Raw genomic sequence first — 21,666 nt, 5'->3', positions numbered from 1 at the left:
GCCATGCTGCCACGAAGCAGAAAGGAGGCGGGAACCATGCCACGCAAACGGACGGGCTATGACGCGGCCTGCTATTACGACGGAAAACTGCTGGGCCGCTGTACCAAAGCGGACAGCGACGCCTATACCCTGTTGATGAACGCCTGCGGCGGGGACGCCGCCCGTGTCCTGCGGGAATACGCCTACTTTTCCCCGGAGCTGAAGGCCATCTTGGAAAAGGCGGCGCTCATGCAGGCGGACCGGAGCCGGACGGGCGGGATGTTCCATGCGCCGAAAAGCTCCCCGTGGGGCGAGGTGCAGAGCTGTGAAACCCTCTGTCCGGGGGTGTTTTTGGTATCTACCGCCAGCCACGGCGGAACGATGGTGGCAAACGAGGTAGCCGCCGTTCTCTCCCCGGCGGCCAAAAAATGCGGCTTCAAGGACAAGGGCTATATTTGCTATGAGGAGGACGCACAGGAAAGCGTAGTGCTCCGGGAGCTGCTGGACAAAAAGCTGTGGAAAATCCCTGACCGCATTAAGGACAAAGGACAGTTTGAAGAAAAACTCAATCAGTCCATCCGGCAGTATCACCCCGAATACTGGCGGGCAAGGCAGAGCGGACGAGAGGCCGCCGAAGCTGCCCGCAGCACAGCCCCGGCCAAAGAGGCCGCAAGATAACCTCGGGCCATGCTGGCCCGAAGCAATAAAGGAGGTGTACCAAAATGGCCTATGTGCCAGTACCAAAAGACCTTTCCAAAATCAAGACAAAGCTGGCCTTCAACCTAACGAAGCGCCAGCTTGTTTGTTTTTCCAGCGCGGCGGCGGTGGGCCTCCCGGCTTACCTGTTTTCCCGTGGCAGTATCGGGAACAGTGCCGCCATGTTCCTGATGATCGGCCTCATGCTCCCATTCTTCTTTCTGGCTATGTATGAACGAGACGGTCTGCCGCTGGAAAAAGTGCTGAAAAACATCATCCGCACCCGGTTCCTCTATCCCCGTGTGCGGCCTTACAAAACCGAAAACTTCTATGCGCTGCTTAGCGCCAGAAAGGAGGCGCAGCCGATTGCGAAACAGCAGAAGGGCCGGAAAGCCCGCAGGCAGAAAGCCTGAAAAGCAGGGCCTTACCGGCCTGTTCACGAAAGGAAAGAACATTCCCACCACCGCCCAGCAGACCCTCCCTTACCGGGAAATGTACCGGGACGGGGTGTGCCGGGTAGCGGACCGCTATTACACCAAAACCATTGAATACGAGGACATCAACTACCAGCTCGCACAGTCCGAAGATCAGGCAGCCATCTTTGATGGGTGGAGCGCCTGCCTCAACTACTTTGACAGCAGCCTTCCGTTCCAGCTTTCCTTCCTCAACCACCGAAGCCGCCCGGGCAGCCGGTACAGCGTGAACATCCCCATGCAGGATGACGATTACAACAGCGTCCGGTGTGAGTATGTGGAAATGCTGGAAAACCAGATCGCCAAAAGCAACAACGGCATTGTTCGCACAAAGCTCCTGACCTTCGGCGTGAACGTGGACGACCTTTCCACCGCCAGGGCAAGGCTGGAACGTGTAGAGGCGGACATTTGCGGGAACTTCAAAAAGCTGGGCGTCAAGTGCCGCTCCCTTTCGGGGGCTGGAACGGCTGGAGCTTCTTCACGGGCAGCTTCACCCCGGCAGCGGCTCCCCCTTCCGGTTTTCATGGGATATGATCCCCAAAACTGGGCTTTCCACCAAAGACTTTATCGCCCCGGACAGTTTCGATTTTCGTTTCAGCCGTCTGTTCCGGGTGGGGACGACTTGGGGCGCTGCCTCCTACTTGCAGATTTTGGCCTCGGAGCTCTCGGACAAGCTGCTGGCGGAGCTTTTGGAAATGGACGCGGAAATGACCATCACTCTCCATATCCAAACCGTCGATCAGGCCGCCGCCGTAAAATCTATCAAGGCTAAAGTCTCCGACATTGACAAGATGAAGGTGGAGGAACAAAAGAAGGCAGCCCGGTCAGGGTACGACATGGACATACTCCCGCCCGACCTTGTGACATACAGCAACGACGCAAAGACTCTCTTGGAAGATTTGCAGAGCCGGAACGAGCGAATGTTCCTGCTGACCTTCCTTGTAGTGAACATGGCCCCGACCCGCCGGGAGCTGGACAACGACCTGTTCACGGTATCTGGTATCGTCCAGAAATACAACTGCACCTTGAAGCGGCTGGACTTCCAGCAGGAGGATGGTTTTCTTTCCAGCCTTCCGCTTGGCCATAACGGCATTGAGATCAAGCGCGGCATGACGACCAGCTCCACGGCCATTTTCGTTCCCTTTATGACGCAGGAGCTCCGCATGGATGGCGAAGCCGTCTATTACGGGCTCAACGCACTTTCCCATAACGTCATCATGGCAAACCGGAAAAAGCTCAAAAACCCCAACGGCCTGTTCCTCGGCGTGCCGGGCTCCGGCAAATCCTTTGCCGCAAAGCGAGAGCTTGTGAACGTGTTCCTTGCCACCCGTGACCGGATCATTGTGGTGGACCCGATGGGCGAATATTCGCCCCTTATCAAGCGGCTGGGCGGTCAGGTCATCGAGATCGCCCCGGACAGCCCCCACCACATCAATCCGATGGACATTGATTTGAGCTTCGACGAGGAAAACCCGATGGCGCTGAAAGCCGACTTTATCCTGTCACTGATGGAGCTGATCGTTGGCGGCAAGGATGGCTTGCAGCCGGTGGAGCGGACCGTCATTGACCGCTGTGTACGCCAGATGTACCGGGAACACTTGCAGGACCCGGAAACAAGCAAAATGCCGACCCTCCAAACCCTGTATGACCTGCTCTGTTCCCAGCCGGAGGGCGAGGCGGTACGGCTGGCAACTGCCCTTGAAATCTATGTGTCGGGTTCCCTTAACGTGTTCAACCATGAAACCAATGTGGACCTGAACCGCCGTCTGGTATGCCTTGACTTAAAAAAGCTGGGTGCCGGGCTTCGGACGATTGCCATGCTCATTATGCAGGACTTGGTAAACTCGCAGGTGTCCATGAATTTCCTGCGCGGTATCGCTACATGGTGCTACTTCGACGAGTTCCATGTGCTGCTCCGTGACCGGCTGACGGCAAGCTACTGTGTGGCGATCTGGAAAATGCTGCGAAAAAAAGGGTGCGTTCCCAGTGCTTTAACGCAGAACGTGAAGGATTTTCTGGCAAGCCCGGAGATCGAGAACATCTTTGAAAACTCGGACTTCCTTGTGCTTCTCTCGCAGGCACAGGGCGACCGGCAGATTTTAGCCAAACAGCTTGGGATCAGCCCCCATCAGCTTTCCTATGTGACCCATACCAATTCCGGCGAAGGGCTGCTGTTCTTCGGGAATACCACCATCCCGTTTGTTGACCGCTTCCCGCAGAATACCGAGCTGTACGCCATTATGACCACCCGCCCGGAGGACAAAAAACAGGAAATGAACCGGGCATAACACACTTCGGGCCATGATGGCCCGAGGTTTGGAAAGGAGGGATACATCATCGGAAAGAAACCGGATAAACGGAATTTTCAAAGGCCGGAGCCGACGGAGGATACCGGGGGCAATCGCCCCGGACCGGCTGAACGGGAAGGACCTTCCCTCGCACCATCCCGGCGTCTGCGGTTTGAGGACGAGGATACCGGACAGGACAGCCCTTCGGGCCATGATGGCCTGAAGTCCCAAAGCGGTAAGTTTCAAGAGGACAGCCGGAAAAGCCGTCCCTCTGACCGCATGAGGCAGGAGGATGAAGCGGACGGGCCGCAGGATACCGGCAAGGCACAGGAGCCGGAGGGCTCCGCCGAGAAGGTCGGGAGCAAAAAGGGCAAGTACAAGAAAGCACAGGCAAAAGCGGAACACACCGGGGAAAAGCTGGGAAAGGCCCGGGAGAAACTGGACAAGACCGAGGCAAAACGGGCAGCGAAGAAGCCGCCGGGGCTTGCAAAAAAGGCAGTCCGGGGAGCCCGTACAGAAGCGTGGTTCTATGTCCACAACAAGATACACGAGGTTGAGCATGAAAATGTGGGTGTGGAAGGAGCCCATAAATCCGAGCTGGCCGCAGAGGCCGGAGCCCGGAAACTGACCCGCTATGCCAAACGCCGCTGGCGGGAACACCCAGCCCGGAAGGTGGCAAAGTGGGAACGGAAGGACATAAAAGCCCGGGCCAATGTGGATTTTCAGAAGATGGCCTCCGAGCACCCGGAACTTGCCAGCAATCCGCTTTCCCGTGTGCAGCAGAAATGGAAACTGAAACGCCGGTATTCCAAAGAGGCAAAAGCGGCTGCAAAACAGGGCGCAAAGGCCGCAAAGAAAACCGCTGCCGCTTCGGGAACTGCGACCCGGCGGGCGGCGCAGTTTGTGACCCGTCATCCCGTGGCGGTGCTGGTCCTGCTCCTGCTGTTGCTGCTCTGTTTTCTTGTGTCGGCGGTAAGTTCCATTTTCCCCACGCTTGGCAGCGGCCTTGCCAATGCGTTATCCGGCACCTCCTATGCCTCGGAGGATACGGACCTGCTGGGGGTGGACGAGGACTATACAGCGTTGGAAAACGAGCTGGCGCAGACGGTGGCGAACATTGAAAGCACCCATCCCGGCTATGACGAGTACCGCTATTCCGTGGACGAGATCGGCCATAACCCCTATGAGCTGGCATCCTATTTCTCTGCAAAGTACCATGTCTATTTCCGGGAACAGGTGCAGGACGAACTGCGGGAGATTTTCGAGGCACAGTATGAGCTGACCTTGACGGAGGAAGTCGAGATACGCTACCGCACCGAAACCAGCACCGACCCGGAGACCGGGGAAACCACCACCGAGGAAGTCCCCTATGAGTATTACATTCTCAATGTGACCCTCACAAACAAGACGCTGCCCGCCGTGATCCTGCCGAGGCTTAACGAACAGCAGCGGGAAATCTACACCGTTATGCAGCAGCTCAAAGGCAACAAACCCTATCTGTGGGAAGGGATTTACAACGGCGGCGAAGATACCGGCCCCAGCTATGAGATACCCGGCGAGGCGCTGGATGACCCGGCTTTTGCGGCGCTCATGGAAGAAGCCACAAAGTACATCGGCTGGCCCTATGTGTGGGGCGGCTCCAGCCCGTCCACCTCCTTTGACTGTTCGGGCTTTGTCTGCTGGGTGTACACGGCCAGCGGCGTCCACAACCTGCCCCGTACCACGGCGCAGGGCATTTATAACCAGTGCGCTATCATTTCCCCCTCCGAGGCAAAGCCCGGCGACATTATCTTTTTCACGGGAACCTATGACAGCCCCGGCCCTGTGTCCCATGTGGGGATTTATGTGGGCGACGGGATGATGCTCCATTGTGGTTCGCCCATCCAATACGCAAACATCAATTCAAGCTACTGGCAGACACATTTCTATGCCTTCGGGCGTTTGTGAGCCAGAGGAAAGGAGTTCTTGCATGAACAAGATCGACAAGCTCGATAAGGAACTGGAAAAAGCCCGGGAGAAGGCTGCCGAGTGGCAGGCCAAAATCCGGGAGCTGGAAAAGCAGAAACAGGAGGAAGAAAACAGCCAGATCGTGCAGGCGGTGCGCTCCCTTAAACTGACGCCCGCCCAGCTGATGGCATTTCTGAATGACCCCAAAAACAGCCTTACCGCTTCGGGCCATACTGACCCGAAGCCGGAGGCACCCGAAAAGGAGGACACAGCCCATGAAGAAAACTAAATACCGCAGGCTGGCGGCGATGGCTGCCAGCCTTTTGTGTTGCCTGATCTTTACGGTCCCGGCCTACGCCCAGAGCAGCGAGCCACAGCCGGAGACAGCTCCCGCCCCGGCGGAAACCGAAGCGGAGCCGGAAACACAGAACCCCTTTACCCCGGACGGGACGGGAACCGTGGTGGACAACGCCACCGACGAGGACGGTAAAGAGTTTTACACCATTACCACAGCAGACGAGAGCGTGTTTTATCTGGTGATCGACAAACAGAAAACCAGCGAGAACGTCTATTTCCTCAATACCGTTACCACAGACGACCTTCTGCCTCTTGCCGAACAGGGTAAGGAACCGCCCAAAGAAGTGACCCCGGAGCCAGAGCCAAAGCCCACCGAACCGGTGGAGGAAGTACCGGAATCCGAGCCGGAGAAAAAGGACAGCCCCCTTCTCTCTCTGCTCCTGATCGGTGCGGTGGTGCTGGCCGGCGGTGGGATTGGTTACTATTTCAAGATTTACAAGCCGAAGCATGAAGCCCCGGATTTGGAAGATGATTACTGCGAATATGAGGACGGGGAGCTGGAGGAGATCTCAGAGGAACCCGATGACGAAGATACCCCGCCATGGGAGGAAGATACGGAGGAATGAGAATGAATTTTACAAGCAGCCCTTTTGAACGAATGATGAAGGAAGTACCGCACCCCGGCTGGAACAATGACGACCCTTGTAAGGGATGCCGTTATCACAAGGAGTGCAAAGGAAAGAAAAAACAGTGCCGGAAGAAGTTCCGGGCGCTGATCGTGGAGTCCCGCCCTTCGGGCCATCGTGGCCCGAAGTCTTAAATGGACGCCCGGGAGCTGACCCGTGACGAGAAGAAGAAAATCCGTTCTCTTGTCACGGGGATGTGCGCCAACTATGACCGGGAAAGCGGCCTGTGCCTTCCTCTTGACTGTGCCTGCTATATGCTGCACAAGTGCTGGACAGGGGCGTACTGCCGTTATTTCCGTGAGGCTGTCCTGCCTCTTAACCCGGAGCTTCAAGCGTCGTTGACAACGGAAGGCATCTCCCCGGAGCTGCGAGCCTGTGCGGTCTGCGGAAAGGCGTTTTTGCCCGAGGGGCGTCAAGCCTACTGCTCCGACGCCTGCAAGGCCGAAGGGAACCGCCGAAAAAGCCGGGAACGCATGAGGAAAATGCGGGAGAAAAGACCGGGCGGCTGTTACGATTTGCCGCCTCCAAAGGCTTGACATTCCGGGCTTTTTTGAGGGTGTTTCCGGGGTGGGAATATCTTATTACATTTCTCCCCGGTCTGCCCTCTTATTTCGTAACATCCAGCACTTCGGGTCATGTTGACCCGAGGCACAGAAAGGAGGGATCTCTTGGAGACAGTACAAGGATATGTGATTTTGAAAGCTGCCACCTTTGAAACCGGACACGGCTTTGCGCTGGGGCATAATCCGGGAGCGCCGAGCCCCTTTGTGACCTGGCAGTTTACCGAGGGGGAAAACGGCCATCGGGATTACTACTGGGGCCGCTATGGAACCAGTCAGGCGTGGGCGCAGCGGGACTTTGACCGCCGGGTGGACGACTATCAGCAGCTTTACCATGCGGCGGTCAAGCATACCGAGCTGGGACCGGAGGGCGTTTACCGCTATTATTCCACCCAGCGGCCCGTGGACATAGGAACTTACCCGAAGCTGCCGGATAACCAGCCTCTTTCCATCGTCAACTACGACGATGACAGGCGGCGTCCTGTGGCAGACGGCAGTCTGATGGCATGGGGCGAACTGACCTACGCAAAGCCGCTGACCGAAAAGCAGATGGAGGATTATGAACTGAAACCAGCACCGGGCAATCCTGACCGGGTGCGCCCATCCATTACCGCCCGGCTCAAAGAAGGAACCAGAGGGCAGGAACCCCCGAAGGAGCCCGGCCAGAAGCGGAGCCATAAAAACCATGAGGAACGATAAAGGAGGATCGCCATGCACGAAAAAGACAACTATCTGAAAACCGCCGAGCTCTCCACAGAGCAGAACTGCAACATGATCGACGGCGTACCCAACAACACGCCCATCCCACCCACGCCCCCGGAGCTGGACGCAAAACCGCTTGATAAGGTAAAGGAACCCAAAGAGCGCCGGAAAGGCCGGGAGCTGGAACGCTGATGGAGAACCGCAAGCGGAATGTCCATCTGCACGTCATGGTAACGCCGGACGAGCTGGCAGCCATCCATGAACGGATGGCTGAGGCGGGCATTTCCAACGCCGGGGCTTATGTACGGAAAATGGCTCTGAATGGGTATATCCTGCACATCGACCTTGCGCCCGTAAAAGAGCTGATCTCTCTGCAACGGCGCTGTTCTAACAATCTCAATCAGGTTGCCATACACGCACATACCTATGGCGTGTACCCGGAGGAAATCGACGGATTGAAGCGGGACTATGAAAAGCTGTGGGGCGAGGTGTCAAAGGTGTTGCGGGAGCTCTCCGAGCTGGTGGCAAAGTAAGACGAGGGCGGCAGGCTTCCGTTGCGGGGCTTGCCGCCCTGCTCTTTTTTTACCACTTCGGGCCAGTATGACCCGAAGGTTTGGGACAGGATTCACTAATCTTTCGCAACATTTATGTCCCCGGGCAGGCATGATAAAATAGAGGTAGGAAGGATAGATAAAGGAGGTTTTGAAGATGAAGATACTGCTGAAAATATTGGTTGCTCCCTTTGCTTTGGCGTTGTCCCTTCTGGCGGCTCTGCTGGTGTTCCTGTTTGATATTTGTGCCGTCCTGCTGACGATTGCCTCTGTGATCCTGGCGGTGCTGGGTGTCGCTCTCTTTTTCACGCCGACGCCCATAGGTGGGATTGTATTTCTGTTTCTTGCCTTCCTTCTTTCGCCGTATGGACTGCAAGCGGCGGCGGGCTCCCTTCTTTGGGTGCTGGACGGAGGCAAATCCGCTCTGTACCGGTTTCTGGCAAGTTAAGCAGCCTCGGGCCATACTGGCCCGAAGTCGGGGCGGTCTGAATGGGCCGCCCCTTTCTCATGGAAAGGAGGAATGATTTTTGGCTACCACAACTTTGTTACAGCGCCATGCGGGCGAAGGCGAAACGATTGCTGAGGCTATCCGGGATTGTCTGGACTATGGCAAGGACCCGGAGAAAACAGAAAGCGGAAAGTATATCTCCGCTTATGAATGTGATCCGGCCACCGTGGCGGACGAGTTCCTTTTGGCAAAGGCCAGCTATGCCGCTATGACGGGCCGGGAACAGAAGAAAGAAAATAATGTGCTGTGCTATCAGATACGACAATCCTTCTATCCGGGCGAGATCACCCCGAAGGAGGCGAACCGTATCGGCTATGAGCTGGCTATGCGCTGGACAAAGGGGCGGCACGCTTTTATCGTTACCACGCACACCGATAAGCAGCACATCCATTGTCACATTTATTACAACTCCACCACCCTTGACTGCACCCGGAAATTCCGAAATTTTTGGGGCTCCAGCTTCGCCCTTCGGCGGCTCTCTGACAGGCTGTGCCTTGAAAACGGGCTGTCCATCGTGGAGAACCCGAAGCCCCGGAGCAAGAGCAAGTATCGGAACTATGGGGAGTGGCAGAAAGACCGGAAAGGGCCGCTTTCCTATCAGGACCGACTGCGCCTTGCTATTGATACTGCGCTGGCGGAACGCCCCGCTGATCTGGATGAATTTCTCAATTTGATGAAGCGGGCCGGGTATGAGGTCAAGACGGTTCGAGGCGGCGGTATCAGCTTCCGGCTGACCGGGCAGGGACAGGAACGCTTCACCCGTCTGCGTGCCTCCACGCTGGGGGACGGCTACGACTTGCAAGATGTTCTGTCCGCCATTGAGGGCAAAGAAGAACGCCCCGGGCGCTCGGAGCGGAAAATCAGTCTGGCGGTGGATATTCAAGCAAAGCTGGCTGCCGGTAAGGGGCCGGGATATGAACGCTGGGCGAAGGTATTTAACATTAAGCAGATGGCCGCCGCTCTTGCCTATATACAGGACAATAACCTGACCGATTATGAGCAGTTGGCGAAGAAAGCCACCGAGGCGGCAGACCGTTTCCATGTTATTTCCGAACAGGTCAAGCAGACGGAACAGGCCATGAAAACCAATGCCGGGCTAAAGGCCGCAACGGTTCAGTATGCCAAAACCCGCCCAGTCTTTGAGCAGTATAAGGCGACGAAGTACAGCCGGAAATTCCTTGCGGAGCATGAGGCCGACCTTGAACTGTACCGGGCTGCACAAGCGGAAATGCGCTCTCTGCTGGGCGGGGCGAAGCTCCCTAAAATGGATGTGCTGAAGGAGGAAGGCCGCAAGCTCACAGCAAAGAAAAAACAGCTCTATGGAGAATACCAGAAGGCACGACGGGATATGCAGGAGCTCGTCACGATCAAGGCGAACATTGACACTCTGATGGGCTACACCGAGCCGGGAAGAAAGCAGGAAAAGGAGCGTTAAGGTTATGAAAATAAGGAGCAAAGCGACGCTGACACTTCGGGCCATGTTGGCCCGAAGATACGGGTTTGGGGCGAGCCCCAACAAGCCGCCTTTGTGCCACTTGTGGCCACAGAGGCATTGCTTGCCACTTAGCGGCAGTCCCTAAAATGGCGCAAAAAAACAGAGGCCCTTATTCTGGAACCTCCGTTTCTCTGGCTTTCTTAATGCCCTCGGCTGTGGCTTCTATCACGACAAGCTCTTTTTCATTCATGGAGTTTAGAAGCACATCAATATGCTTTCTGCAAGAGCTTGACCTCGCCCCTCCGTCCGCATGAATAAACTGGTCAACTGAAACGTCAAACATGGTAATGAGTTTAACAAAAAGGTCGAAGCTGGGATACTGACCTTTGTTCTCAATATTCATAATGGTACGGGAGTCACGGTCTACTAATTCCGCAACATAGGCTTGTGTCCAGCCCTTTTCTTCTCTGGCCCGTTTGAGAGCCGCCCCGAGGCCGTGAAAGTCAAACCTTCTTTCATTTTGGTTCATTCTCATATCACCCTATATCATTGTACATTTCGGGCTGGATTATGAGAATGTAATGAAGCTTTATGTAAGGTAGTATTTCATTTCACTATTCACTTGTAAAATCTTGATGTAAAAGCCAACAGGCTATATAATTTATGAAGAAATAATTTTTTGAAAAAAAAATCCGTCCGCTGTAACATTTCGCGGACATTTGCCTGTTATACTATCTGCAAAAAGCAAAGGAAGTGAGGATATGAAGCAGATTTTAATTGTCGAGGACGACAGTTTTTTGAATAAGATGTTGGCCTATAACCTGACCGCGGACGGCTACGGCGTGACTTCTGCCCTAAATGCCAGAACCGCAGCCGACGCCATCCGCCAGCGGGAATTTGATTTGGTGCTGCTGGACATCAACCTGCCGGATGGAAATGGTTTTGAGCTGTGCAAACTGATAAAGCCCCAGCACCCGGACACCATCGTGATTTTCCTGACCGCCAACGATCAGGAGAGCGACCAGATACGGGGCTATGAGGTGGGCGCGGTGGACTACATCACAAAGCCCTTTGTGATCGGGGCCTTGCAGCGAAAAATCAAAGCCATGTTCGCCATGCTGGAACACCACAAACCGGCCAAGGACATTTACGACGACGGGCGGCTGTTTCTGGACTTCTCCGAGCAGACAGCTTCCTTAAACGGCAAGCCCCTGACCCTATCCCCGATGGAATACAAAATGCTGAACCTGTTCCGTAAAAATCCCCGGCAAGTGCTGACCCGTGGGCAGCTTTTGGAAAAGCTGTGGGATATAGACGAAAGGTTTGTGGACGAACACACACTGACAACCTCCATCAGCCGGATTCGCAGCAAGATTGAAGCCGACGGCGGCGCGCCCTACATCAAGACCGTTTACGGCATGGGCTATCAATGGACGGGAGGCGAGGCAAAATGAAGTTTCAGAACCTTTCGGTAAAGCGGCTGTTTGGCTGGGTGGCAATGGGACTTGTCCTCTCCATGTCCGGGATCACCATAGCCCTGTTTCTTGTGACAAAACAGATTGCGGTGCTGCTGACGGGCGGGGCGCTGCTGCTGTGCGCCCTTGTGGGGATTTTTGTACTGACACAGGCGTTTGGAAAGCGGCTGTCGCAGTTTACCGCTGACCTGTGCCAGACCTTAGACCACATGATCGCCGGGAATGAAGCACCCCAGCGCCCGGAGGACAGCGAAACCCAGCTTGCCAGAATCGGACACCGGCTGGCAAGGCTTTACCAGATCATGCAGGAGAACCGCCGCCGGGTGGACGAGGAACGGCAGGAGTTACAGACCCTTGTATCGGATATTTCCCATCAGGTGAAAACGCCGGTAAGCAATCTGAAAATGGCGACGGACACCCTGCTGGAAAAGCCCATGACCGAGGCGGAGCGCACCGACTTTATCCGGGGAATCCGCAGCCAGACGGATAAGCTGGACTTTCTCTTTCAGGCCCTTGTGAAAACCTCACGGCTGGAAACGGGCGTGATCCAGTTGGATAAGAAACCGGGGCGCCTCTTTGATACCGTGGCGCAGGCCATGAGTGGGATTGTGTATGCAGCGGAGAAAAAGGAAATCGCTGTGTCCGTGGACTGCCCGGAGGATTTGACCGTTTTCCATGACAGCAAGTGGACATCCGAAGCCCTCTTTAACCTGCTGGACAATGCAGTGAAGTACACCCCGGCAGGCGGGAAAATCGCCGTGTCAGTGGTGCTGTGGGAAATGTATGTGGAGGTCAAAGTGACCGACACCGGCAAGGGCATTTCCGAAAGCAATCAGGCTGCCATCTTCCGGCGCTTCTATCGTGAGGAAGAAGTACACGAACAGCAGGGCGTGGGCATTGGCCTGTATCTGGCCCGCGAGATCGTAACGCGGCAAGGCGGCTATATCAAAGTGGTTTCGGAGCCGGGCAAGGGTTCGGAATTTTCCATTATGCTTCCCTTGCGTTGAGAGAAACTTTCTGCTTCGGGTCAAGTTGGCCCGAGGTGCAGAGATAAAATGAAATGTCCGAGCGTTGTAACATTTCACCTCAATTTTCAATGAATTTTTTTAGCCGCTGTAACATTTCGCGGACATTTGGGTTTTACAATACACTTATCAACAGGTAGGAAGCCTTGAAAGGAGTTTTGAATATGAGCGTTTTACAGACGATTGACCTGAAAAAGTATTACGGTACAGAACCGAACATTACCCGCGCCCTTGACGGCGTAAATTTCTCCGTGGAGGACGGCGAGTTTGTGGCTGTTGTGGGAACCTCTGGTAGCGGCAAGTCCACCCTGCTTCACATGATGGGCGGGCTGGACACTCCCACCAGCGGAACCGTGATCGTCCGGGGCGAAGAACTGGCAAAGAAGAACGATGAACAGCTTACCATCTTTCGCCGCCGCAACATCGGCTTTATCTTCCAGAACTATAACCTTGTTCCTATTCTGAATGTGTATGAGAACATCGTCCTGCCGGTGGAGCTGGATGGGGACACGGTGGATCAGAAGTTTTTGGACGAGATCGTTCACCTGCTGGGGCTGGAAGATAAACTGAAAAATATGCCGAATAATCTTTCCGGCGGACAGCAGCAGCGTGTGGCGATTGCACGCGCCCTGATTACCAAACCGGCTATCGTGCTGGCCGACGAGCCGACCGGTAACCTTGACAGCAAGACCAGCGCCGAGGTGCTGGGGCTTATCAAGCGCACCAGTGCGGAGTTCCGGCAAACCGTTGTGATGATTACCCACAACAACGATATTGCCCGTCTTGCAGATCGGATTGTCCGCATTGAGGACGGCAAAATTGTGGAATAAGTAGGGGGTGGCAGACTATGACATGGCCTTTTGAAAATGATACCAGTAACATTGAAAAGAAACTGGCAAAGCGCAGTTTGCACCATGAACGGCAGCGTAATTTATTTGCAATCATTGCTCTGGCGCTAACTGCATTTATGATAACTGCGACATTCAGTATTGGCTTTAGTTACTTTGAAACCTACCAAATGCAACAAATCCGCTTAATGGGAACTACCGCAGATGCCGGAATCACAAATGTAACGGAAGAACAGTTGGTTGAGATTTCAAAATCAAGTCTTGTACTTGACGTAGGCATACAGCAGCGTTTAGGCAGTGTTGATACAGAACAACTGAGAAACGCAAGATTAGGTGTAGTATGGATAAATGATACAGAGTGGGAACACCACCGTCTTCCTACTATATCAGGTGTTGTAGGAAATTATCCGTTAAGTAAAAGCGAAATCATGTTGCCTACATGGGTGCTTGAACAGATGGGTATTTCTGATCCACAAATAGGGATGGAAATTGTGTTGTCATACCAAATTGGCGATAGCTATGATTATGTCACGGACACCTTTTTGCTGTCGGGCTACTATACGGACTACATTCCAATGCGCACAAATAATCGTGGTTATGTTTATGTTTCATCCGCTTTTAAGGATAGCTTAAATGTATCACTGGATAATAGTGTTACGGCAATGATCCGTTTTCAAGGCAATGATAATGCTGACAAAAACTGTGAAAGATTGCGGCGTGAGATTGACTTTACAGAAGGGCAAACATTTGAAATTGTACCATTAGAACAGGCAAATGGTGGAACTATTATTTTAGCTGTAATAATTTTAGCAGTTTTTATATCCTTTAGCGGCTATCTGCTGATTTATAATATTCTTTATGTCTCTGTCGTAAAAGATGTGCAATTCTATGGCCGTCTTAAAACGATTGGAACGACCCAAAGGCAGATAAAGAGAATTATCTATAAGCAGGCAATCAGAATCTCTTGTATTGGTATTCCGATTGGCCTGTTACTTGGTGCGGTTGTTTCCTTTGGCATTGTTCCTTACTTCCTGAATATGATGTATTCAACAAATTCTGATGTGGGAACAAAAGTATCTTTTTCGCCGTTTATTTTCATAGGAGCGGCCATATTTACGTTCATTACCGTTATGATTGCAAGCATGAAGCCCGCCAAAATTGCCGGAAGTGTTTCACCAATAGCAGCACTCCAATATACAGCAGCCAGCACAAAGAGCAGCGCCAGAAATTGTAGCAAAATGAAGTTGTCCAGAATGGCATGGAACAATGTCTTTCGTAATGCTAAGAGTACAACCCTTGTTTTTGCATCGCTTTTTTTCGGCCTTTCCTTGTTCCTTGTCGTCACAGGGCTATTACATGGTTTAAGCCCGGAGAATTATGTGAGCCAATGGGGAGTAAGCGATTTTGCACTCACATATAGTATCCACGAAAGAGAAGATTTAATTTCCAGCGAAATGGTTTCAGAGATTGGTCAGCTTGACGGCATTGAGAATTTGAGGTTGACCTATGCACCTTATCCTCAAGTAGCAGCAGATGTTGTATATGACGATGCTGTATTTCACGAGTTTCTTGCGTCATTAGACGGAGTAAACGGCATTGATTTTTCTGATCCGGCAAAATTAGAAAATTATCAGCAAAACTTTTTTAGCGGGGTTTTTGGAATTGACAGTGCATATTTGGAAGAAATCAATAAAACCTTAAACTTGCCTATTGACACGTCTGCCTTTGAACAAGGAAAGGTTGTGCTGCTGTCCAAAACAGTAGAAGGCCTTATTCAGCCAGGGCAGGAAATAACAATCCAGACGCAGAACGGACAGCATTCCTTTATTGTAGCGAACGGTTATTTGAATGAAGGGTTTCGAGCAGGAGGAGGCAATGAGAGAGGGACGGCTCCTGATTTGTATATTAGTCAAACAGCTTTGAAAGAACTCTTTCCGCAATATAGAGTGTTCCGCGTGGCCTTTGATACGGATGGTCAACATGACGAAAGTATACTGCAAGAATTAAAGCAAATCACCGCATCACAAGCTAACATTGATATTATATCCCGATATGAACGGCGAGAAGAAATGCAGGAATATCTCATTACAGCAAAGGTTTTAGGAACAGGGTTGTCCGTGATCCTGCTGCTTGTTGGTGTCATGAACTTTGTCAATACAATGGTTGTCAATGTAAATACTCGGCGCTATGAATTAGCTGTTCTTGAAAGCATTGGAATGACAAAGCGACAAATCAAACGAATGCTATTTATGGAAGGTTTCTATTATTGGGGTGTTTCCCTTTCCCTTGCAGTCACCATTGGAACAGCAATCTTCATCTTGCTATATATGATTTTTAGTAAAGTGGCCTATTATGCTGTTTTCTCCTATCCATTTATCCCACTGGTGCTGGTGTCTGGACTGGTGTTGCTAATCTGCCTTATTGTGCCTATATGGGTCTACAAAACTGACGTTAACCTTCCAGTTGTGGAGCGATTGCGGTTGACAGAGTGAGTTTAATCAAATAGCAAAACATCCTTAGATCAATCATATCGAAGCGGAGCAGATTTTAGCTGCTCCGCTTCTTTAGTATTTTTCAAAAAATTCTTTTGAAATGTCCGAGCTTTGTAACAATTCAGCCTGTTTTTCTGTCGAAATCAAAGACGCCTCGGACATTTGTGTAACATTTGTAGTTTATGCTTGTGGTAAATCAATTAAGAAACATCTGCCCCCACAGCGGGGAAAAGAAAAAAACCGCTGACGGGCAGAGGATTTCGTGTGCTTTCCTATATCACTGACGATACGGCGGTTTTGAGAAATCAGAGCCGCCGTTTCTTTTCGCCCCCCTAAACCAACGACGACCTAACACCGTGTAAATCCACGGCGGCATATAGGAGGATTGCCGCCGTGTCTATCTTTGCCTTTTTTCACAGTGCCCATGACCTACATCAGTTAAAAAAAGCATAGCCCCGCCTCCGGGTTATTCCGGCTATGTATGCGAAATTTGTTGGAACCTTAACTATTATGTCATTTCATGCGTCCGTGTGGCTTCATGCCGCCCGGGCGCTTTTGCGTTCTTATGGGGCGGCTTCGGGTCATGTTGGCCCGAAGCCATTCCCCGGTGCCGCTCCCCGCCGCCTTCGTTTCGGTCACTCGTCAACCAACAACCGAAACGGAGGTCAATATGGCTATTATCAATTTGCGGGACTATTACCCGTTCTATACATCGGATTGCTTCATGGAAGTATCGGAAGAAGTTGCAGAAATGTTCAAAGAGTTTGATCGTAAAGAGGCTGCCTACCGGCTGCGTACATACCGCCACAAAGCCTACTATTCCCTTGATCGGGATGACGGGCTGGAGCATGAAGCTGTCTTTGTTGCCTTATCTCCCCATGAACTGTATGAGCGGAAAGTGACCATGCAGGAGCTTCATGCGGCGATTGCCAGTCTGCCGGACAAACAGGCAAAACGGATTTACGCTCATTTCATTCTCGGCATGACCAAACAGGACATTGCCCGGGCAGAGGGCGTCCATGAAAAAGTGGTTCGTGTCGCAATCGAGCGAGGTCTGCGGCGCTTAGAAAAAATTTTGAAAAATTCTTTGTAAGGCGTACCGATTTAGGCCGGAAAATGAAATGGCTTATGAGAGGCAAAACACTTCGGGTCACAATGGCTCGAGGTTCAGACAAGCCTCATGCAGATTGAAAATCGAATAAAAAGACACCCGGATACGAAGGGGAACGCGCTGTGTGACAGACCCGCCATGACCTCGGATTTCAGAGAATACAGTCTTTGTAAAACTGAGCGAGCGAACAGGTCCATGCCATAGGTGGGGCAAGGCTGGCTCCACCGGAACAGGCGCAGAACCCGGATACTTGCGTTTAGTCACAGTCCGAGCGTTGAAGCGGCCTTGCAAGCCGTGAGCCGTCGCAGGCAATGAGAACGCCTTGCCATCAGAATGGGGAGAGTTGAAATACTATGGGGCATGAAGCCTATGTCCGTCCGGTGTGTCTGAAATGAAGTGAAAACCTATGGGGAGCCCCCGGCAATGCTGTCTGATGATAGGCCAACCAATCCGGCGTGGCTCCCCATCTTTTCAAAAAAAGGAGCACTTTATGGGAAATGCGTTTGGAATGATCCCCGGCTTGGAACCGGACGAATGGAGCAATGACGCCTGCCGTGGTTATGTCATTATGGCAATGGAGGACTGCGGATTTTCAAAGAAGGATATTCGCCGTGTTGTGGGACAGCTTTATGAAGTATTTGACCTCAACAGCGTGGAGGACGCCAAAGAAAAGTACCATTCCAGTCCTTACTGACCTCGGGTCACATCGACCCGAAGTGGAGAAAGCTCAAAGGGCGGCACCTGCTGGGTGCCGTCTTTTGACATTTCCCCCACAGGACAAGCGGGAAAGGCAGGCATATACACGCACTTTCGCAAAGGAGGTTTTCAATGACGCAAGCTGTCACTTATGAACGAGAAACAAAGTCTGTCGCATTTCAAGGGAAGATCATTGTGCTGGAAAGCCTCACGCCGGTACTTCCCCCGAAGGAGAAAGCACAGCGCAAAAAAGAAATTGAGCGTTGTCTTTATGAGGTGTTCAGAAAATATGGGGACAGATTTCCCTAATCATTCGCAACATTGTTGTCCGGGGCTGCTGATGGTATAATATAGTTGTAAGGTTGGTAGCTCCATTCCAACAAGGAAAGGAGCCCAATATGGAATTTATCAGAGAAGATTGTATTTACGCAAGACAGTCAGTAGACCGCAAGGACAGTATTAGCATTGAAAGTCAGATCGACTTTTGCAAGTATGAATTGAAAGGTGGGAGCTGCCGGGTATTCAAGGACAAAGGCTATTCCGGTAAAAATACGGACAGGCCGGAGTTTCAAAAGCTGTTGGGCGAGATCCGCAAGGGAAAGGTCCGGCGGGTCATTGTGTACAAGCTGGACCGTATAAGCCGCTCTATTCTGGACTTTGCAACGATGATGGAGCTGTTTCAAGAGTACGATGTGGAGTTTGTATCATCCACGGAAAAGTTTGATACTTCGACCCCGATGGGCCGGGCCATGCTGAATATCTGCATTGTATTCGCCCAGCTTGAACGTGAGACAATCCAGAAGCGCGTCACGGACGCCTACTATTCCCGTTGCTTGAAAGGCTTTCACATGAGCGGGCAGGCGCCATACGGTTATCAGTTAGAGCCTACTGTGGTAGAGGGTATCCGCACAAAGAAAATGGTTGCCGACCCCGTAGCCGCCGACCATGTTCGGCTGATGTTTGAAATGTACGCTGAACCGGAAACCTCCTTCGGAGATATTACCCGATACTTCGAGGAACATGATATAAAAATTTATGGAAAATCCATGTTCCGTACATTTCTTTCCCAGCTTTTAAGAAACCCCGTTTACGCACAGGCCGATTTGGAGCTGTACGAATTTTTCAAGAGTCAGGGTGCAGCGATTGTCAATGACGCTTCTGACTTTGCCGGAACAAACGGCTGCTATCTCTATCAGGGGCGGGATGTGAAAGAGGACAAGGACAGGTGCTTAAAAGACCAGATACTTGTTATCGCTCCCCATGAAGCACTCATTTCCTCTGACACATGGCTGAAATGCCGGAAAAAACTTATGGAAAATACCACCTTCCAGCAGGGACGGAAACCAAAAAATACTTGGCTGGCCGGAAAAATCAAATGCGGGCATTGTGGGTATGCTCTGAAAGCCACCCATGTACCAAACAGCACCGGCTATTTCCGCTGTACCAAACGGACGGAAAACAAAGGCTGTCCGGGCTGCGGGAAAATCCGCAAAGAAGAATTTGAGCAATTCATTTTCTCGGCCATGCAGGAAAAGTTCAAAGATTTTCAGATACTCCACGGCAGGGAGGAAAAAGTCAATCCGAAACTGACCGCCTATCAAGTGGAGCTGGCACAGGTGGAGGCAGAAATTGAAAAGCTGCTGGATACGCTGACCGGAGCCAATGCGACCTTGCTTGCCTACGCTAACAAAAAAATTGAAGAACTGGACACCCGACGCCAGACCATTTCAAAGGCAATCGCTGAATTGAGCGTTGAAACCATATCTCCCCAGCAGATAAAGAAGTTATCCTATTATCTCGACAACTGGGACAGCATAGATTTTGACGACAAAAGAAAAGCCGCCGATGGCTTGATCTCTACAATCAAGGCCACCAGCGACCATGTTCAGATAGAGTGGAAAATCTGACATTTCCGCTCTATCGCCCCTCATTTCTATTTTATCTTGTTTGTACCCCTTGTACACCGATGTTTACATACCCAAACACATACTGAATAAGCTTAATTGCGCTCAGCTCTGTCTGTCTGTCTGTCTGTCTGTCTGTCATGAGCATGCTGCCTGTTTCAACAAATGTCAAGAGCAAATCTCGATAATATTCATATTGTTTCTGGCGCGCTTCGATTTCAGCCGGTAACGCAATATTCAGATCAGTACAGATAGATTCAAAATTATCAAGAACACTAGCAATTTTGTCTTGTATATTTATATCAGGAACAGCAATTTTCACCTCATTTAGATGAGAAACCGATAATCCCGGTTGCGCCCCTGCTGTTCTATATTGATTTAAGTCCGCATGTGTTAATGCATGAAAAAGATATCTGCCATTAAAATGTCCCCTGTCTGTAACCACAATTGCATGTTCTGTCGCATAATATTTCCCTGTAGCATAACACACGTTTCCACACAAAGCACCTTGTCTCCCAATTATCGATTTGTTACCTTCTTGATTATAGTCTGCCACGTATCCTCGAAGACCATTTGCGCCATAGCATGGAACAGGCATCCGTTTCGTTTGCACCCCTGAAATGAAAGTAGCTTTTATTGCCTTTCCGGCCTGCAATTGACAAACTTCACCTAATGGGAGTATCGGAATATCATTGCTAAATGTCAACAACTTATCCCTATAAAAATCATACTGGCTCTTCCGAGCTGTAAGTTCAGCTGTAAGGTCAGCTATAAATTTAGCTGTAAGTAATGAGAAAGAGTCCAACACACGGACTATTTCACGTTGTACCTTCAGAGGAGGTACAGGCAAAACTAACGCTCTTACGATGTCAGCATTTAAATTCTGAACAGCCCCTCCAAAGGATGCCTTTTTCTGCATTTCGCTTTGACAGATATTGGAATTCAATAAGTGATATAAAAAATCCGGAAGATAGCTATCCGAAAAATTACTAATCGCAAGCCACCCATCATGAATGCATCCATCTATTTGTAAAATATATGGTCTTCCAAAACTCATGGAATTTGAAAGAACAAAATCCCCTTTTTTGACAGCACGCGATTTTTTTGCACCCTCTGGCGTGATTTTCTCTGTTGAAGCCGTAATATATTTGTCTCCCGGTTTTACATCGCCAATTTTAATCCAATTCACACCTGTAGATTCTGTTGTGATAAAATTTTTTATCGGACGTGGCGATGCACCTCTCACTATTGTTGCACTTTCGCCAAAAGTTCTATACTCCACCCCATTAGGACAAAGCTCTGCAATTAATTCATCCAATTTGCTCATGCTTTAGTTTCCTCGATCAAAACAGCTTGTAATCTCTTTAAAAGTTTCTGTTTCAAATCATCATCGTTTTCATAAAGAACAATGTTGTCACCACTTACATCAAAATGAACTCTTTCTCTATCAAAAAAACTTTGTTTACAAGTTAGGATCAATTTGATTGGATGATTACATAACTGTAATCCTCTGGCAATTCCAGCTTCATAATAAACACCGCCACGATTTCCTGTTAAATCTGCAATCAGAGCAACAGAATCTGTTATTTCTGCAGTTATTTCTCCGATAATAGATCCATTGAATTGTTTCTCATCAATTCTCATAGCTGAATAATTCAACGATTGAATAACAGGTTTATATATCTGTTCGTATGTAGAATCAGTTTCCCCAGAAAACATCATTGCAACAAATATTTGATTCCTTTTCGTTATCGGTGGAATGGACACTTTATCATATTTTTTCTTGTAAAGTTGTCGTAATAATGCCACTAAATTTTCACAACGCCGGAAAGTATCCCCTTGCTTTTTTATGCCATCAATAAGAGACCATGCTTCCTCGTTATTTTCATTAATTTCCTCTAAAAATGCCTCTACCTCATAAACCCATTCACTGACATTAGGCTGTTTTGGATTATCAATAAGTTTTTTTAACGCTTCTTTTTCAACCATAATT

Annotated in this window: 23 protein-coding genes and 1 pseudogene; 21 read left to right on the top strand and 3 right to left on the bottom strand. The window is 50.8% G+C overall.

Translation table 11 applies throughout. From position 1 onward, the window contains the following. Positions 1 to 3 precede the first annotated feature (3 nt). The 13 genes and pseudogenes from RJD28_08830 to RJD28_08770 all read left to right on the top strand — a co-directional run bounded on the left by RJD28_08830 (position 4) and on the right by RJD28_08770 (position 10,122). Complete coding sequence (locus RJD28_08830; GenBank protein ID WNV56487.1) at positions 4 to 657, top strand: hypothetical protein; 654 nt, start codon at positions 4 to 6, stop codon at positions 655 to 657. A 44-nt stretch (positions 658 to 701) separates the two neighbouring features. Further along, entirely contained in the window at positions 702 to 1,088 is a 387-nt protein-coding gene (locus RJD28_08825; protein ID WNV56486.1) for a PrgI family protein, read from the top strand. 79 nt (positions 1,089 to 1,167) lie between these two features. Further along, positions 1,168 to 3,436 (top strand): annotated as a pseudogene (locus tag RJD28_08820) (DUF87 domain-containing protein). 279 nt (positions 3,437 to 3,715) lie between these two features. Continuing rightward, positions 3,716 to 5,383, top strand: coding sequence for an NlpC/P60 family protein (locus tag RJD28_08815; GenBank protein WNV56485.1), 1,668 nt, complete (start codon positions 3,716 to 3,718; stop codon positions 5,381 to 5,383). Positions 5,384 to 5,405: 22 nt separating this feature from the next. Continuing rightward, positions 5,406 to 5,672 carry a DUF4315 family protein gene (locus tag RJD28_08810; GenBank protein WNV56484.1) on the top strand — a complete coding sequence of 89 codons (267 nt, stop codon included), beginning with the start codon at positions 5,406 to 5,408 and terminating at the stop codon, positions 5,670 to 5,672. After that, a complete protein-coding gene (locus RJD28_08805; protein WNV56483.1) occupies positions 5,659 to 6,306 on the top strand; it encodes a DUF4366 domain-containing protein in 648 nt (215 codons plus the stop codon). Before RJD28_08810 ends, RJD28_08805 begins: the two co-directional genes overlap by 14 nt. Next, the gene (locus RJD28_08800) at positions 6,303 to 6,500 is read left to right on the top strand and encodes a hypothetical protein (protein WNV56482.1); all 198 of its coding nucleotides are present in this window, start codon (positions 6,303 to 6,305) and stop codon (positions 6,498 to 6,500) included. Before RJD28_08805 ends, RJD28_08800 begins: the two co-directional genes overlap by 4 nt. Further along, complete coding sequence (locus tag RJD28_08795; GenBank protein ID WNV56481.1) at positions 6,501 to 6,902, top strand: cysteine-rich VLP protein; 402 nt, start codon at positions 6,501 to 6,503, stop codon at positions 6,900 to 6,902. 132 nt (positions 6,903 to 7,034) lie between these two features. Further along, positions 7,035 to 7,625, top strand: coding sequence for a hypothetical protein (locus tag RJD28_08790; protein WNV56480.1), 591 nt, complete (start codon positions 7,035 to 7,037; stop codon positions 7,623 to 7,625). A gap of 12 nt (positions 7,626 to 7,637) precedes the next feature. Then, the gene (locus tag RJD28_08785) at positions 7,638 to 7,820 is read left to right on the top strand and encodes a DUF4316 domain-containing protein (GenBank protein WNV56479.1); all 183 of its coding nucleotides are present in this window, start codon (positions 7,638 to 7,640) and stop codon (positions 7,818 to 7,820) included. After that, positions 7,820 to 8,161, top strand: coding sequence for a plasmid mobilization relaxosome protein MobC (gene mobC / locus RJD28_08780; GenBank protein ID WNV56478.1), 342 nt, complete (start codon positions 7,820 to 7,822; stop codon positions 8,159 to 8,161). Before RJD28_08785 ends, mobC begins: the two co-directional genes overlap by 1 nt. Positions 8,162 to 8,336: 175 nt before the next feature. After that, positions 8,337 to 8,627, top strand: a complete 291-nt coding sequence (locus RJD28_08775; protein ID WNV56477.1) for a CD1845 family protein — start codon at positions 8,337 to 8,339, stop codon at positions 8,625 to 8,627. A gap of 79 nt (positions 8,628 to 8,706) precedes the next feature. Next, positions 8,707 to 10,122 (top strand): relaxase/mobilization nuclease domain-containing protein, encoded by a 1,416-nt coding sequence (locus RJD28_08770; GenBank protein ID WNV56476.1) that lies wholly within the window; start codon positions 8,707 to 8,709, stop codon positions 10,120 to 10,122. Between the two features lie 169 nt (positions 10,123 to 10,291). Here the strand turns inward: RJD28_08770 and RJD28_08765 are convergent, their stop codons facing one another. Beyond that, positions 10,292 to 10,657, bottom strand: a complete 366-nt coding sequence (locus RJD28_08765) for a helix-turn-helix transcriptional regulator (protein WNV56475.1) — start codon at positions 10,655 to 10,657, stop codon at positions 10,292 to 10,294. 226 nt (positions 10,658 to 10,883) lie between these two features. Here RJD28_08765 and RJD28_08760 point away from each other — a divergent pair, with 226 nt between their 5' ends. The 8 genes from RJD28_08760 to RJD28_08725 all read left to right on the top strand — a co-directional run bounded on the left by RJD28_08760 (position 10,884) and on the right by RJD28_08725 (position 19,676). Beyond that, positions 10,884 to 11,576, top strand: a complete 693-nt coding sequence (locus tag RJD28_08760; protein WNV56474.1) for a response regulator transcription factor — start codon at positions 10,884 to 10,886, stop codon at positions 11,574 to 11,576. Continuing rightward, the gene (locus tag RJD28_08755; GenBank protein WNV56473.1) at positions 11,573 to 12,604 is read left to right on the top strand and encodes a HAMP domain-containing sensor histidine kinase; all 1,032 of its coding nucleotides are present in this window, start codon (positions 11,573 to 11,575) and stop codon (positions 12,602 to 12,604) included. Before RJD28_08760 ends, RJD28_08755 begins: the two co-directional genes overlap by 4 nt. A 182-nt stretch (positions 12,605 to 12,786) precedes the next feature. Beyond that, positions 12,787 to 13,452 (top strand): ABC transporter ATP-binding protein, encoded by a 666-nt coding sequence (locus RJD28_08750; protein WNV56472.1) that lies wholly within the window; start codon positions 12,787 to 12,789, stop codon positions 13,450 to 13,452. 17 nt (positions 13,453 to 13,469) lie between these two features. After that, positions 13,470 to 15,962, top strand: coding sequence for an FtsX-like permease family protein (locus tag RJD28_08745; protein ID WNV56471.1), 2,493 nt, complete (start codon positions 13,470 to 13,472; stop codon positions 15,960 to 15,962). 670 nt (positions 15,963 to 16,632) lie between these two features. Then, entirely contained in the window at positions 16,633 to 17,055 is a 423-nt protein-coding gene (locus RJD28_08740) for a sigma factor-like helix-turn-helix DNA-binding protein (GenBank protein ID WNV56470.1), read from the top strand. A gap of 508 nt (positions 17,056 to 17,563) precedes the next feature. Continuing rightward, positions 17,564 to 17,767: a hypothetical protein gene (locus RJD28_08735; GenBank protein ID WNV56469.1), complete on the top strand. Its 204-nt coding sequence runs from the start codon at positions 17,564 to 17,566 to the stop codon at positions 17,765 to 17,767. A gap of 134 nt (positions 17,768 to 17,901) precedes the next feature. After that, positions 17,902 to 18,078: a hypothetical protein gene (locus RJD28_08730; GenBank protein ID WNV56468.1), complete on the top strand. Its 177-nt coding sequence runs from the start codon at positions 17,902 to 17,904 to the stop codon at positions 18,076 to 18,078. 89 nt (positions 18,079 to 18,167) lie between these two features. After that, a complete protein-coding gene (locus RJD28_08725) occupies positions 18,168 to 19,676 on the top strand; it encodes a recombinase family protein (GenBank protein ID WNV59524.1) in 1,509 nt (502 codons plus the stop codon). Between the two features lie 31 nt (positions 19,677 to 19,707). On the opposite strand, the gene RJD28_08720 is transcribed toward RJD28_08725, so the two are convergent. Next, a complete protein-coding gene (locus RJD28_08720; GenBank protein WNV59523.1) occupies positions 19,708 to 21,000 on the bottom strand; it encodes a restriction endonuclease subunit S in 1,293 nt (430 codons plus the stop codon). Next, positions 20,997 to 21,662: a hypothetical protein gene (locus RJD28_08715; GenBank protein WNV59522.1), complete on the bottom strand. Its 666-nt coding sequence runs from the start codon at positions 21,660 to 21,662 to the stop codon at positions 20,997 to 20,999. The genes RJD28_08720 and RJD28_08715 overlap by 4 nt, the downstream gene beginning before the upstream one ends. Positions 21,663 to 21,666 lie beyond the last annotated feature (4 nt).

It is taken from the genome of Oscillospiraceae bacterium NTUH-002-81, assembly GCA_032620915.1.
Taxonomy (GTDB): Bacteria; Bacillota; Clostridia; order Lachnospirales; family Lachnospiraceae; genus JAGTTR01.
The sequence above is the reverse complement of the archived record's forward strand: the minus strand, read 5'-3'. Positions and strand labels throughout refer to the sequence as shown.